The organism is Peloplasma aerotolerans, assembly GCF_030012175.1.
Taxonomy (GTDB): Bacteria; Bacillota_I; Bacilli_A; order Acholeplasmatales; family Acholeplasmataceae; genus Peloplasma; species Peloplasma aerotolerans.
This window is the reverse complement of sequence record NZ_JASCXW010000013.1, coordinates 37,785-50,883: the sequence shown is the minus strand read 5'-3', so window position 1 is coordinate 50,883 and position 13,099 is coordinate 37,785. Positions and strand designations below refer to the sequence as shown.

Here is a 13,099-nt window from a genome sequence, read left to right as displayed (position 1 = left end):
TTTTTCTTATTTGATTTTCTCAAGACACTTTGGACCATCATTTGCTACATGATTTACGAAAGTAGAGACTTGGTAACTTTCCATTTGTCTTGTGTCATAGGGCTTTAATAAATGATTTAGCTCATTTAAATCTTTATGATCTGGGTTTAACCAAATTTTTCGTGCATCTTCAGTTAGAATCACAGGCATTCGATTATGAATCTCAGACATCATTTCATTCGCTTCGGTAGTAATGATTGTGCAAGTATGAATTTTGGTGCCATCACTTCGTGTAAATGTGTTCCATAGACCTGCCATTGGAAACAACTGCTTATTTTTTAATTGAATATGCATTGGAATCTTTTTGCCATCTGCATTTTTCCACTCATAAAATCCATCAGCAATAATAATACAGCGCTTATTTTGAAATGATGTGATAAAAGATGGCTTTTGATGAAGTGTTTCAGCTTTAGCATTGATGATATTGAGGCTTGTTTTTTCATCCTTTTCAAATCCTGGTATGAATCCCCATTTGAGTAATCCAACACGATTCTTTGACCGATCATTAATGATTGAAATGATGGATTGACCAGGAGCAATGTTATAACGTGGCAGATCAAAATCTTTATTCATTTCATCAATGTCATAATTATCGTATAAATATTGTTTTAATTCATCAAGTGTTACGCTGACCGTAAAACGCCCACACATATAGATAGACCTCATTTCCGAGAATTTATAATGATATTATATCATGATGCAAAAATATCAATATATCATGCATGCAAATGAAAGAATTATTTCGGGAAAAAGTGTTATAATACTTTTGTGGAAAACATCAAGCAATACTTTTCTTTTGTACACTTCATTTAATTAAGTATTGTTAGTGGGGAGGAACCAATGATTACTGAAAGATTGAAGCAGGAAAACAAAAAACTTGTCTTCAAGTTTGTTGTGTTTTTATCAATAATAGCTGCTGTTTTAACAGTTATTCTTTTATTATTGAAAGAAATCACGAATGAAATGATTGCACTAAGTGCTTTAATAATCTTATGTATAGTGATTATATTTACCCTAAGAATCTCAAGAAACCTCAAAAAATTCTACGATTACACATATAAAGTTATATCGTTAGATCATAAAGTCCCTTATCCAAGATCATTTACAAGAGGTATGCCCTTTATTCTTATTGATGGCAAAAAAGCATATGCTTATAAAAAGAGAATTGTACCATCTTGCTTTATTGAGTTTCAAGAAGGTAAAGTCTCGTATTTAGTCAAAGAGTTACAGGAACCTCATATGAACAATGAGTATAAGCTACTTTACTTACATGAGAATAAATTTGCTTTAATTTCTGATATAAATAATCATAGATACTTAACAAATGTGAACAATCTAGAAGCATACGATCAATTTTAAAAAAAGCAAAAATAAAAAGATGATTTGGAATCATCTTTTTTTGTTTGACTTTTATCTGTTGTAGAATTCAACAATGAGTTGTTCATTAACTTCTTGTAAGATTTCATTGCGTTCTGGATAACGAACAAATGTTCCAACAGCATTATCTTTATCGAATGATACGAACTCTGCAGTTGCATATTGTCCTTCAAGTGCTTCACTAACAACTTTTAAACTCTTTGAGTTTTCGCGTAAAGTGATTTTTTGACCTGGTTGCAAACGATATGATGGAATATCTACTTTTTTCCCATCAACTAAGAAATGACCATGGTTTACCAATTGGCGAGCTTGTGCTCTAGTTTTTGCTAAACCTAAACGATAGACAACATTGTCTAAACGAGCTTCTAGTAAACGTAAGAAGTTTTCACCTTGCTTACCTTTCATTTTGTGAGCTTCGTTAAAAGTCTTTCTAAATTGTTTTTCTGATAAACCATAAGTAAATCTAACTTTTTGTTTTTCTTGTAATTGGCTACCATAATCACTTAACTTAGAACGACGTTGTCCATGTTGACCTGGTGGGTATGGACGTTTCTTCAATTCTTTTCCTGTTTCAGAAATTGAATATCCTAAACGACGTGAAATTTTCCATGATGGTCCTGTATAACGTGACATAATTTTTACCTCCTTTTTATTTTTGGTAGGTAAAAACTGCAAAGTACCTTAATAAAAGTAATCCCGATGTTCTTTTCACCTTAAAGCAGAAAGGTTACTAAGGGCTCCAATTGGTAGGGATTGTTCTTTTAAAAATAGTTTGCCTGCTTTTTACCGACGTCTTTCATTTTACCCTATAGGGTATTAAAAGTCAATTGTTTTTACTAATAAGCCAACGAATTGTTCAAAGAACTCTACAATTCCTTGATCAAAGCGATTTGTGACCGGGCTATCGACATCAAGAACACCGAATAGTTCATTATTAACAAAGATAGGTATGACGACTTCAGATCGACTATTTGCATCACATGCAATATGATTTTCATGTTGCAAAACATCCTTAACAACCATTGTTTTCTTATAAAGTGCAGCTTCGCCACATACACCTTTACCTATTGCAATATTTGAACATGCTACTTTTCCTTGAAAAGGACCAACAGTCAGTTCATTTCCATCAAACAAATAAAAACCCACCCAATTTAATCGATCAAATGAGTCATTTAAAAATGCTGAAGCATTTGCAAGAAGAGCTATTTGATTAGGTTGTGATTCCAATAGTGCTTGAGCAGATTCTAATAATTCTCTATTTTTCATGTTATCACCCGTAATTATTATAGCATATATGATAAAATAGTTATGGTGATAAAACATGAAGAAAAAAATACTAATTCGTTTTGGCGATATGATGCTAAAAGGTAAAAATATCGGCTTTTTTATAAAAAGAGTAAGAACGCATATGATTGCAAAATTAAAAGACTTAAATGTAAAGTATGAGTTCACTCATGATCGTATCTATATATCTTTTGATCAGCAAGAGGAAAACGAAATATTAAGAAGACTTAAGCAAATTCAAGGAATTAATTCATTTAGTGTTGTTCAAGTTTCAAAACCTGAAATTGATGATATCGTTGAAAAAGCGATTCATGTTTTGGATACAGAAATTAAACATGATTTATTAAGCATCAAAATAGAAACAAAAAGAGCAGATAAAAACTTTCCAATGACAAGTCAAGAAATTACTCAAACAGTTGCTGGAAGAATATTAAAAGCAGCGCAAAGAAAATTTATTGTTGATGTCAAAAGTCCTGATGAAACTCTATATATTGAGCTACGAAAAGATGCTGCATATATTTATTTAAAAAGTATTAAAGGTATGGGCGGATTTCCTTACGGTGTAGCGGGTAAAGGTTTACTTATGATGAGTGGTGGTATTGATAGTCCTGTTGCTGGTTATTTAGCGATGAAGCAAGGTGTTGAAATTGAACTATTTCATTTTGAATCAACACCATTAACCCCACTAGAATCTGTTCAGAAAGTTATTGATTTGGCTAAAAAACTTAGTGTATTTACACCTTCAGGCAGCATAAAATTGCACCTTGTTCCTTTCACAAAAACCCATGAAGAGATCTTGGCACAAGTCACTGATCCATATATCATCACAATTATGAGAAGAATGATGTATCGTTTGGCTGAATCATATGCTAACCGCAATAAAATCATTTGTTTGATTAATGGTGAGTCTATTGGTCAAGTGGCAAGTCAAACGCTTCAAGGTATGAAAGCTGTTGAAGCTGTAACGAAAACACCGATATTAAGGCCTGTCATAACGTATGATAAACAAGAAATCGTTAATATTGCAAAAGATATAGAGACTTTCGATGTTTCAATTCGACCATTTAATGATTGTTGCAGCATTTATGTGCCAAAAAATCCTGCAACAAAACCAAGAGAGTCTTATGCATTGAAGTATGAACGATATGTTAATTATGAAGAACTTTTAGAGCAAGCATTAAATCAAGTTAGAACATTAGATATTACATCGGATTTTAATATGGATATAACTCAACTAGGATTTACAGTTGATGAAGCATTCAATACTTATTTTAAAGAAAAGAGTGATGAAATTGATCACATCGAAACAAAATAACTCTTTCAAATTATGGAAAAATCTCAAAGTAAAAAAATATCGTGACATTCATGATATGTTTTTAGTTTACGGGAAACACCTTATTGAGAAAGCAAAAGAGAAACATGCTATTGTTGATGTTATAACTTCAAATGATCAGTTAGAAGGAATACTCATCGATCAAGCATTAATGAATGAATTACAACAAACAGAAACATCTTTTGATCAAATAGCGATTTGCAAAAAAGTAAATCCTATGATTCAATCAAATAAAATATTAATGCTAGATGATGTGCAAGATCCAGATAATGTTGGTGCACTTATAAGAAGTGCAGCAGCTTTTGGATTCTTACATGTTATTGTTAGTTTGAAATCTGCTGATTTTTACAATGAGAAAGTCATTAGAGCTTCAAAAGGTGCGATTTTTGATGTATATTTAGAAAGAAGACCCTTAGTTGAAGCTATTCATCAATTAAAGCATCATGGATATCAAATTATCTGTGCAGATGCACACAACAAAAAAACATCAAACAAGACCAGTCCAATTGTTTTAGTATTAGGCAACGAAGGACATGGCATATCACAAGAAATCAAAGAACTTTCAGATGCTTCAATTCAAATTCCTACACAAAATGTAGAGAGTTTGAATGTCAGTGTTGCTGGAGGTATATTAATGTATGAATGGAGAGCACTATGAGACCGATAATCACTGGATTTTTAGATCATGATGGAACATTAAGTTTTGATGAACAGATCGAACTTGTAAATAAACACAAATTATCTAGTATTTGTCTGAGACAATATAATCAAAAACCACTCATTGAACTAAAAGATGGGGAAATTAAAAAAATGATAGCATCTTTGAAAGAACAAAAAATTAAAGTTGCGATTATTGATACAAATAATAGATCATTTGACATATATGATGATCGAAAACATGATGAAACGTTAGATGAGTTTAAATACATGGTTAAATTATCAGATAAACTTAAAGTTACACATTTGTTTTTTAAACTACCTAAGTTTAATAATGTCATCGAAGAATATGAAACAATCGAAAAAAGATTAACACCATTTATTGATGTTGCAACCCGTCATAATAAAAAAATAATTTTATTACCAGTTAATAGTTATAAAGCAAATATTTATGCATATATCTTAAAGAAGATGAAAACAAATATTTTAAGTGTTGCATTCGATCCAGTTGCTATAATGTTAAACAATGAACCGACAACAACTGCTTACCGTATGTTGAAAAAGAAAATCGGTGCATTTATGACAGTTGATGCTGACCACCAAGGTGTTCCTAAACTCATTGGTTATGGTAAAACTGATATTATACCACTGTTTAAAAAACTACTAAGAGATCGTTATTCTGGATATTTATTAATCGATAATAAGTTTAAACAAACCGTATTTAAACCTGAACCCATTAAACAAGGTTTCTTCAAGAAACTCTTCTCAGTAGAAAAGAAAAAGATTGAAAATCAACTCAATGATTTATCTAAGAAAATATTCCCTAATGAAGAAACAAAAAATGTCACCTATGATGACATTTTAGAAAATCAAATCAAAGTATTAAAAGTTATCTTTAAATAGTTTCAACATCATGCTCTTCTTGTTCGATATATTCAAAAGCAGGGTTTGCATTCGGTAAATCTTTGAACAATTTGGTTGTGTACATGATACCGTTTATATGATCAAATTCATGTTGAAATACAATGCCAACATAACCTTCAAGTTTTATTTCAATCGGTATAAGTTGATCACTTTGCAGATCGTACGATAAAGCTTCAAAAGTTACTGATTGATATCTTGGTGTGATACCTTCTGTTTCACGATCAACACTTAAACAACCTTCACCACCAGGAATATAAATGATATCAGTAGATCTTTCTTTTAATACAGGATTAACTAGAGCATACGAATAAAGTGTTCCATCAAAATCTGTGACATGAACAGCAAACATTCTTTTTGAAACATTGACTTGTGGAGCAGCGATACCGACAGCTGGACGTAGACCATATTCCGCTACCATTTCATCATCTTGTGAGTTTTTAACATACTCTAACAAATCAATCAGTAGTTTTTTATCAGCTTTTGACAAAGGAAGTTTAACTTCTTTTGCTACAGTTTCTAAAGTTTTATGGCCTTCACGAATGATATTTTTCATCAAAATCATAATCTATACACCTCACTAGATATTATATCACAAGGAGATATGCAATGCGTATTGATAAATTTTTAAGTCAACTCAATTTTTGCAGTAGAAATGATGTCAAAAATTTCTTGAAGACATATGAAGTTATTATTGATGATCAACGCATTTTAGATCGTTCATATGAATTCAATCCTGAACTACAAAAATTACAGATTGATGGAGAAATCACTTTTTATGAAAATCCTATCCATTTGATGATATTTAAGCCTATAGGCTTTTTGTCAGCAAACAAGGATAAGTTGCATCCATGTGTTGTAGAGTTGATTAAAGCGCCATATCATCGCTTTGAGTATGCAATTGCTGGTAGACTAGACATTGATGCTGAAGGTTTAGTAATCTTAACAACTGATGGTACTTTAGCACATCAAATAACGCATCCTAAATCACATTTACCTAAAACATATCAAGTAACACTTGACATGGAATTCAAACATGAAAAAGAACTCATCAAAGGTGTGATGATTAAAGATGGAAAAAATGAATTATATCTAGCTAAAGCACTTGAGATTAAGACAAGCCAAAATGATGTTATACTCAAAATAGATGAAGGTAAATTTCATCAAGTTAAGCGTATGTTTCAAGCAGTAGGATATGAAGTAATACATTTAAAACGTACACATATTGGACATTTATCTCTTGGTAATTTAAAACCAGGAGAGTACCGACAATTTAGAAAGGAATCATTATATGACTGATATTATTATTCAAGCTTATCATGTCCTCGATGAAATCAAAGGGGATTCTAAATATATAGAAATAAAAGCACTTGATCAATTGATTTGCAAAAAATATGAAAAAGAAATAGAAAACTTTCAAAAAGCAAAACAAAACTATGACCAAGTCATGACAGATGGTGGTGGATATCATCCAGATTTTAAAGAAGCTGTAAAACAATTTAGTGATACTAAAACAATATTGTATAATAAAGATGAAGTTAAGCAATACTTTAAAGTAGAAAAAGAGTTTCAAGACGAACTCAATACATTCTTATTTGAATTAACTCAATCTGTTTCAAATCATATTAAAACACCAGACAAAATGGGAATCATCAAAAAAGGAGGTAGCTGTCATGTACGCTAATCGTATGGCTTATGTTGTTTTCTTTCAAGGGAAACAAGTTGTAGAAAAATTAAAATCTTTACCTGTTGATGTCAGTTACATCTCACAAAAATTAAATTATGCAATTGTATATGGTGATAATCAAATTGAGCAAACATTAAAAAAACAATTAAAAGATGTTAAAGGGTTTAAATATGTCGGACCCTCTCAACTCTATGATGAAACCTTAAATTTTTAACTGTTAAGTAAAAAGACTTGACAAGATAAGCAAAATGGTTATAATAGTACTGGATAATAAAAAGAAAGAGAGTGAACAACATGGCAGTTAAACTACGTTTACAACGTTTTGGTTCGAATAAAAGACCATTTTATCGCGTCGTTGCAAGTGATTCAAGAAAACCTAGAGATGGAAAATTCTTAGAAATTTTAGGAACTTATGATCCATTATTAGGAAAAGTTGCAGTAGATTCTGAAAAAGTACAAAAATGGTTAGGTAATGGTGCACAACCAACGGACACAGTAAGAAGCTTATTTAAGAAGTACAGCGTACTAGATAAATAATAAGGGGGAACATATCATGGCGGTTGATTTTGAAAAACTCATCAAAAATATGATAATGCCATTAGTCGTTAACCCAGATGATGTATTAGTTAAAATCTTATCAAACGATGAAGAAACAATTACCATACAGCTGTTAGTTAACGAAGCTGATTTAGGACGTGTAATTGGTAAAGGCGGAAAAATTGCGAGTGCAATGCGCACGATTGTTTATGCTGGGGCTTCGAAAGAAGGCAAGCGTGTACAAATCGACATTGACTCTTTTTAAGGATGAACGCAATGTATCAAATTGGTAAAATAACAAATACACACGGCATTAAAGGAGAGGTTAAAATCTACAATTTAAGTGATTTTAACCGTTTTTCTATTGGTGCAGAGGTATATATAGTTCTAAAAGAAGAAAAAAAAGTTTTTACAATCGAAAGAGTGAGACCTCAAGGCAAACTTTTAATTGTTAAGTTCAAAGGTTATGATAATATCAATGATATTTTAATGTATAAAGGTTTGGAACTTTATTCAGATGAAGATGTAACTGATGAATTAGAAGATGATGATTATCATTATCATGACTTAATTGATAAAGATGTCTATACAGATCAAAACGTCTATGTTGGAAAGGTAGTCAGTATGATTCCAGTTCCTCAAGGACATTTATTAGAAATAGAAAAAAAAGATGGAACAAAAGCTATGGTTCCTTTTATTAAGGTATTTGTTTCTGAAGTCCTAGAAGATAAAATTATTATTACTCCGATTGAAGGATTGATATAATGAAAATAGATATTGTTACTATTTTTCCAGAATTTTTTGACACTTTTCTAAAGACATCTATTATTAAAAGAGCAATTGAAGATGGCTTAGTTGAGATAGAGTTACACCAATTAAGAGATTATAGCCACAATAAGCATAAAAAAATTGATGATACACCATATGGTGGTGGCGCTGGGATGTTAATGGCTTTTCCTCCTTTTTATGATGTCATTCATCAACTAAAAAGAGAAAATACAAAAGTTATTATGTTGTCGCCACAAGGTAAACTTTTCAATCAAAAAACTGCAACAGAACTTTCATTAAGTAAACATCTAATCTTACTTTGTGGTCATTATGAAGGCATCGATGCTCGAGTTGAAGAGTTAATTGACTTAGAAATATCCATAGGTGATTATATCTTAACTGGAGGAGAAATTCCAGCGATGATCATATCGGATGCTGTCATTAGATTGATTCCAGAAGTTATTCATCAAGACTCAGCTGAACAAGATAGTTTGCAAAATGGTTGGTTGAAATATCCACAATATACGAAACCTGAAGAATATAAGGGATTCAAAGTTCCTGAAGTCCTTGTATCAGGAAATCATCAGTTAATCGATCAATGGAGAACCAAACAGCAAATTAAGAAAACATTGAATAAAAGACCAGATTTAGTTAATCAAATTGAAAAAACAGAAAAAGAAGTGCAATTATTAAAAGAATTTAATAAAAATAAAAAATAACAGTGTAGATTGACTAGGCATTGTTATTTTTTTGGTATAATGTTAGTATCAAAAGTATGCATTGATGCAATCAATACAAGATTAAGAAAGGAAGAATTATTATGAAATTCATCAGGAAAATAATTGAACACAACCAAATCATAGAATTTCTTTCCATGATTTTTATCGTATTGACATTTGATTTGATCTTAATTCTACGCTACGGATTTGGTGTTACTTTAGGGCATTGGATTATTGCGTTTTTTAATGTTGCTATTATAGTTGCAGCATTATCATTCATTAAAAAAAATACTGCTAGATACATTGCATACGTTGTATACTTACTCATCATGTTTACTTTCTTTATAACAGATAGCACATTATATTTTTTTAAAGAAGATGTTACATCAATTGCAATGTTATTAGAATCTGGTAGAGATACGATGCAAATTGGATTGAGATATAATCCATTATCTGCATATGGAATTATAACTTGGGTTGGAATTTTTATATTCCTATTCCTAAGCTTTAGATTTATGAGAAAAATAGTCAAGAGACATAACGAAACACAACCTAAAAGGTTGGTTTTTGGCACAATAGCGCTTTTAATCTCAATGCTAGGTCTATTTTTCAGTCCCAAGTTTATTGCTGAAGAAAGTGCAATTGTCTTTGAAACACCAGCAGATAAAAGTGTGTTTGTTCAAAGATTTGGGTCTGTAACTTATCATACAAGAGACATTTTGACATTCGCTAATAATAGATTGAGACCGTTGTTTTTCGCAAATGAATACAGAGAAGAACTTGATGGATTAATCACCGATACAATCGCTGATCAATCTCCATTATTTGGAGAATTAGCAGGTCAAAACGTAATTATGATTATGTGTGAAACTTGTGAAGAATATGCTTTTACTCGTGAACACACACCAAACTATTATCGACTTGTTGATGATGGTATTTATTTCCCTAATTTTTATTCTGCAGCCAAAAGCAATTATACGTATGATGCTGAGTTTAAATCATTAACATCAATGATGTATTTCCAAGCTGATAACTATATGTATACATTCGGAGAAAACACATACAATAATGCACTTCCTCATATATTAGCGGAAAATGGATATACATCAAATTCATTTCATAATTTTAATAATAATTTCTTCAATAGAGATGAAATTCATTTTAATATGGGATTTGAACGTTTTTATGGATTGAACGAGTTAGTTGTTGAGGAAACAGATTATTGGCCACTTGACTCAGTTATGTTTGATCAATTTAGAGATCTTATCGTTCCAGAGCAAGATGATCCATTTTATAGCTTTGTCATCACTGTTACACCACATGGTCCTCATAGCAACTACCGAGAAGAGTTATCTGAGTATTATAATCAACTAGAAAATGATCCAACTTATTATGATGCACCGATTGAACTATTAACAATAACTGCAGCGCAAATGGATTTTGATAAAGGATTAGGTATCTTACTCGATGACCTAGAGGAAAAAGAACTACTTGATAATACGACAATCCTTTTATATAGTGACCACAAAAACTATTCTAGTTTAGAGATAACAATGGAATATACTCCAGACTCACATATTCCATTTGAAATCGATAAGGTACCATTTATTATATATAGCCAAAAACTTGGAAATACCGATCGTGATATATTGTCATCACACTATGATATTACACCGACTATTATGGATTTGTTAGGCATAGCATATTACCAAGATTACTATTATGGGCAAAGTGTGTTTTTAGAAAATAAACTAGATTTACCAATCATCCTATCTTATTCATCTTGGATAAGTTATGAAAATTATGTTCGATTCGATGAAATCGTATATGGCCATGATGATTTAGAAGACTATCTTATTAAGAAAACAGAAATTTATGAAGTCATCGATAAGTTCGAGAAAATGTTTATTACAGACTATTTTATTGATTTACAAACCTATTTACCATCCGCAAACGATTAAACATACTGAATTCATGAAAAACAGTTGCAAGTTGATTTTAACTTTGTTATAATAATAAAGCCGTAACAAATTAGCACAATGGTCCGCTGTCGACGAACATGAACATTGGAAGAAAGAGAGTGAGTCGAACATGTCAAGATTAAAAGGGCAAGAGCTGATTGCTGAGATTACAAAATCTTATATCAAAGAAGTACCTGATTTTAGTTCTGGTGATACTGTTAAAGTATACGTTAAGATTAAAGAAGGTAACCGTGAACGTCTTCAATTATTTGAAGGTCTTGTTATTAAAAAACAAGGTGGAGGAATTTCTGAAACATTTACAGTTCGTAAGATTTCTTATGGTATCGGTGTAGAGCGTACATTCCCAATACATTCACCATCAATCGATCATATTGATGTTGCACGTAGAGGTAAAGTAAGACGCGCTAAATTACATTATATCCGTACACTATCAGCAAAAGCATCAAGAATCAAAGAAAAACGATAAGTTTGGTAAAGAGGCTAATTGCCTCTTTATTTTTTTGTAAGCGAATGAAAATATTTTCATAAAATGCTTGAAAGCCTTTACATTACATGATATAATAATCTCGTATATTATGATAAATGAGGTGACTATATATGAGTAATGCAACAATTTATGATGTAGCTGGTGCTGCTGGTGTTTCATTAGCAACTGTATCCCGTGTACTCAATAATCCAGAAAAAGTAAAAGAAGAAACTAGACAACGCGTTTTAAAAGTTATTAAGGAGTTAGGATATCGTCCTAACGTCATTGCGCGCGGCCTAGCAAGTAGAAAAACAACGACAGTTGGTGTCGTTATTTCTGATATCACAAGAGCATCGGTAGCTGAGATGTTAGGTGGTATAAGTGATATCGCACAAAACTATCATTATTCAATCAAACTGTTCGCAATCAGAGAAGATATGGATGTTATTGATACACTCCATGACATCGTAGCTGAACAAGTTGATGGTGTCTTATATTTAAATGATGAACTCAATGAAAACAGAGTCGAAGATATTAAGAGAATGTTTAATTCAAATGGCATTCCATTTGTATTTGCCAATGTAGTTTCAGATGATCCAGATGTTCCGACTGTTTCCATTGATTATGAAAAAGCAGGATATGAAATTACCAAATTACTCATCAATGATAACCGTAAAAATGTTTATCTTTTAAGTACAGCTAGACGATATTCAGTTAACGATAAAAAAGAGGCTGGATATGTAAGAGCTATGGAAGAGGCTAAACTTGAGCCTAAAATCTTTAGAACAAGTGGAGACACCAATATTAACCGTCAACATTTTTCCACATTCTTTAGCGATAAAAAGATTGATGCTGCAATTGGTGTAAGAGATTCTATTGCTGTATCATTTATGAATATTGCGAGAGATAATGGTAGAACGATTCCTAAAGATTTAGCAGTTGCGGGCTTTCAAAACACAAAATATGCACTTTTATCAAGACCTAACTTGACATCTATAGATGTTCCAGTATATGATATAGGTGCTGTCTCAATGCGACTTTTGACGAAGTTGATGAATCAAAAGGATGTTGACAACATTCGCATTTCATTGCCTCATTATATTGTCAAGAGACAATCAACCAACTAAATCGATCAATGATATAAAATCTAGTAGAGACTTGAAAACCTTATTTAGAGACTTCATGAGGGTGTAACATGGAGAGAAAACAAGGCTTGAAATACGTTTATGGAGATCATCAAATATTAAGTGCTAGAGATTATCTCTAGAATTAAGGTGGTACCGCGGAATATTTCGTCCTTAGATTTTTTCTAAGGGCGATTTTTATATA

At 31.6% G+C, this 13,099-nt stretch carries 18 protein-coding genes; 14 read left to right on the top strand and 4 right to left on the bottom strand.

Annotated elements, in window-relative coordinates; genetic code table 11:
• Positions 1-6: 6 nt before the first annotated feature.
• Positions 7-690, bottom strand: coding sequence for an SOS response-associated peptidase (locus QJ521_RS05115; RefSeq protein ID WP_282839362.1), 684 nt, complete (start codon positions 688-690; stop codon positions 7-9).
• 189 nt (positions 691-879) lie between these two features.
• Between QJ521_RS05115 and QJ521_RS05110 the strand changes: the two genes are divergently transcribed.
• Positions 880-1,398 (top strand): hypothetical protein, encoded by a 519-nt coding sequence (locus QJ521_RS05110; protein ID WP_282839361.1) that lies wholly within the window; start codon positions 880-882, stop codon positions 1,396-1,398.
• A gap of 51 nt (positions 1,399-1,449) precedes the next feature.
• On the opposite strand, the gene rpsD is transcribed toward QJ521_RS05110, so the two are convergent.
• Both rpsD and QJ521_RS05100 read right to left on the bottom strand, forming a co-directional pair.
• On the bottom strand, positions 1,450-2,049 hold the full coding sequence (gene rpsD, locus QJ521_RS05105) for a 30S ribosomal protein S4 (protein ID WP_282839360.1): 600 nt from the start codon (positions 2,047-2,049) through the stop codon (positions 1,450-1,452).
• A 183-nt stretch (positions 2,050-2,232) separates the two neighbouring features.
• Complete coding sequence (locus tag QJ521_RS05100; RefSeq protein WP_282839359.1) at positions 2,233-2,682, bottom strand: GAF domain-containing protein; 450 nt, start codon at positions 2,680-2,682, stop codon at positions 2,233-2,235.
• Positions 2,683-2,737: 55 nt separating this feature from the next.
• On the opposite strand from QJ521_RS05100, the gene thiI reads away from it, so the two are divergent.
• Genes thiI through QJ521_RS05085 form a run of 3 tightly spaced genes read left to right on the top strand, consistent with a single transcriptional unit; the run spans position 2,738 to position 5,593 of the window.
• Positions 2,738-4,015: a tRNA uracil 4-sulfurtransferase ThiI gene (thiI, locus tag QJ521_RS05095; RefSeq protein WP_282839358.1), complete on the top strand. Its 1,278-nt coding sequence runs from the start codon at positions 2,738-2,740 to the stop codon at positions 4,013-4,015.
• Positions 3,987-4,691, top strand: coding sequence for a TrmH family RNA methyltransferase (locus QJ521_RS05090; RefSeq protein ID WP_282839357.1), 705 nt, complete (start codon positions 3,987-3,989; stop codon positions 4,689-4,691). Before thiI ends, QJ521_RS05090 begins: the two co-directional genes overlap by 29 nt.
• Positions 4,688-5,593 carry a TIM barrel protein gene (locus QJ521_RS05085; RefSeq protein WP_282839356.1) on the top strand — a complete coding sequence of 302 codons (906 nt, stop codon included), beginning with the start codon at positions 4,688-4,690 and terminating at the stop codon, positions 5,591-5,593. The genes QJ521_RS05090 and QJ521_RS05085 overlap by 4 nt, the downstream gene beginning before the upstream one ends.
• On the opposite strand, the gene def is transcribed toward QJ521_RS05085, so the two are convergent.
• Positions 5,586-6,176 carry a peptide deformylase gene (gene def, locus QJ521_RS05080; protein WP_282839354.1) on the bottom strand — a complete coding sequence of 197 codons (591 nt, stop codon included), beginning with the start codon at positions 6,174-6,176 and terminating at the stop codon, positions 5,586-5,588. The genes QJ521_RS05085 and def overlap by 8 nt on opposite strands.
• 44 nt (positions 6,177-6,220) lie before the next feature.
• Here def and QJ521_RS05075 point away from each other — a divergent pair, with 44 nt between their 5' ends.
• From QJ521_RS05075 to QJ521_RS05030, 10 genes are all read left to right on the top strand, one after another.
• Positions 6,221-6,910: a pseudouridine synthase gene (locus tag QJ521_RS05075; RefSeq protein WP_282839352.1), complete on the top strand. Its 690-nt coding sequence runs from the start codon at positions 6,221-6,223 to the stop codon at positions 6,908-6,910.
• Positions 6,903-7,295, top strand: a complete 393-nt coding sequence (locus tag QJ521_RS05070) for a YlbF family regulator (RefSeq protein WP_282839351.1) — start codon at positions 6,903-6,905, stop codon at positions 7,293-7,295. Before QJ521_RS05075 ends, QJ521_RS05070 begins: the two co-directional genes overlap by 8 nt.
• A complete protein-coding gene (locus tag QJ521_RS05065) occupies positions 7,285-7,512 on the top strand; it encodes a DUF2129 domain-containing protein (protein ID WP_282839350.1) in 228 nt (75 codons plus the stop codon). Before QJ521_RS05070 ends, QJ521_RS05065 begins: the two co-directional genes overlap by 11 nt.
• Positions 7,513-7,592: 80 nt before the next feature.
• Positions 7,593-7,835, top strand: a complete 243-nt coding sequence (gene rpsP, locus QJ521_RS05060; RefSeq protein WP_282839349.1) for a 30S ribosomal protein S16 — start codon at positions 7,593-7,595, stop codon at positions 7,833-7,835.
• Positions 7,836-7,851: 16 nt separating this feature from the next.
• Complete coding sequence (locus QJ521_RS05055) at positions 7,852-8,100, top strand: KH domain-containing protein (RefSeq protein ID WP_282839348.1); 249 nt, start codon at positions 7,852-7,854, stop codon at positions 8,098-8,100.
• Between the two features lie 11 nt (positions 8,101-8,111).
• Positions 8,112-8,600, top strand: coding sequence for a ribosome maturation factor RimM (gene rimM, locus QJ521_RS05050; RefSeq protein WP_282839347.1), 489 nt, complete (start codon positions 8,112-8,114; stop codon positions 8,598-8,600).
• Positions 8,600-9,322, top strand: a complete 723-nt coding sequence (gene trmD, locus QJ521_RS05045) for a tRNA (guanosine(37)-N1)-methyltransferase TrmD (protein ID WP_282839346.1) — start codon at positions 8,600-8,602, stop codon at positions 9,320-9,322. Before rimM ends, trmD begins: the two co-directional genes overlap by 1 nt.
• 101 nt (positions 9,323-9,423) lie before the next feature.
• On the top strand, positions 9,424-11,283 hold the full coding sequence (locus QJ521_RS05040; RefSeq protein ID WP_282839345.1) for an LTA synthase family protein: 1,860 nt from the start codon (positions 9,424-9,426) through the stop codon (positions 11,281-11,283).
• Positions 11,284-11,413: 130 nt separating this feature from the next.
• Positions 11,414-11,770: a 50S ribosomal protein L19 gene (gene rplS / locus QJ521_RS05035; RefSeq protein WP_282839344.1), complete on the top strand. Its 357-nt coding sequence runs from the start codon at positions 11,414-11,416 to the stop codon at positions 11,768-11,770.
• A gap of 131 nt (positions 11,771-11,901) precedes the next feature.
• Complete coding sequence (locus QJ521_RS05030) at positions 11,902-12,897, top strand: LacI family DNA-binding transcriptional regulator (protein WP_282839343.1); 996 nt, start codon at positions 11,902-11,904, stop codon at positions 12,895-12,897.
• Positions 12,898-13,099 lie beyond the last annotated feature (202 nt).

What these genes read in the sequence shown, in the direction of transcription:
- QJ521_RS05115 (WP_282839362.1), bottom strand. Translation starts at nt 690, where the DNA reads ATGTGTGGGCGTTTTACGGTCAGCGTAACACTTGATGAATTAAAACAA.
- QJ521_RS05110 (WP_282839361.1), top strand. Translation starts at nt 880, where the DNA reads ATGATTACTGAAAGATTGAAGCAGGAAAACAAAAAACTTGTCTTCAAG.
- rpsD (WP_282839360.1), bottom strand. Translation starts at nt 2,049, where the DNA reads ATGTCACGTTATACAGGACCATCATGGAAAATTTCACGTCGTTTAGGA.
- QJ521_RS05100 (WP_282839359.1), bottom strand. Translation starts at nt 2,682, where the DNA reads ATGAAAAATAGAGAATTATTAGAATCTGCTCAAGCACTATTGGAATCA.
- thiI (WP_282839358.1), top strand. Translation starts at nt 2,738, where the DNA reads ATGAAGAAAAAAATACTAATTCGTTTTGGCGATATGATGCTAAAAGGT.
- QJ521_RS05090 (WP_282839357.1), top strand. Translation starts at nt 3,987, where the DNA reads ATGAAATTGATCACATCGAAACAAAATAACTCTTTCAAATTATGGAAA.
- QJ521_RS05085 (WP_282839356.1), top strand. Translation starts at nt 4,688, where the DNA reads ATGAGACCGATAATCACTGGATTTTTAGATCATGATGGAACATTAAGT.
- def (WP_282839354.1), bottom strand. Translation starts at nt 6,176, where the DNA reads ATGATTTTGATGAAAAATATCATTCGTGAAGGCCATAAAACTTTAGAA.
- QJ521_RS05075 (WP_282839352.1), top strand. Translation starts at nt 6,221, where the DNA reads ATGCGTATTGATAAATTTTTAAGTCAACTCAATTTTTGCAGTAGAAAT.
- QJ521_RS05070 (WP_282839351.1), top strand. Translation starts at nt 6,903, where the DNA reads ATGACTGATATTATTATTCAAGCTTATCATGTCCTCGATGAAATCAAA.
- QJ521_RS05065 (WP_282839350.1), top strand. Translation starts at nt 7,285, where the DNA reads ATGTACGCTAATCGTATGGCTTATGTTGTTTTCTTTCAAGGGAAACAA.
- rpsP (WP_282839349.1), top strand. Translation starts at nt 7,593, where the DNA reads ATGGCAGTTAAACTACGTTTACAACGTTTTGGTTCGAATAAAAGACCA.
- QJ521_RS05055 (WP_282839348.1), top strand. Translation starts at nt 7,852, where the DNA reads ATGGCGGTTGATTTTGAAAAACTCATCAAAAATATGATAATGCCATTA.
- rimM (WP_282839347.1), top strand. Translation starts at nt 8,112, where the DNA reads ATGTATCAAATTGGTAAAATAACAAATACACACGGCATTAAAGGAGAG.
- trmD (WP_282839346.1), top strand. Translation starts at nt 8,600, where the DNA reads ATGAAAATAGATATTGTTACTATTTTTCCAGAATTTTTTGACACTTTT.
- QJ521_RS05040 (WP_282839345.1), top strand. Translation starts at nt 9,424, where the DNA reads ATGAAATTCATCAGGAAAATAATTGAACACAACCAAATCATAGAATTT.
- rplS (WP_282839344.1), top strand. Translation starts at nt 11,414, where the DNA reads ATGTCAAGATTAAAAGGGCAAGAGCTGATTGCTGAGATTACAAAATCT.
- QJ521_RS05030 (WP_282839343.1), top strand. Translation starts at nt 11,902, where the DNA reads ATGAGTAATGCAACAATTTATGATGTAGCTGGTGCTGCTGGTGTTTCA.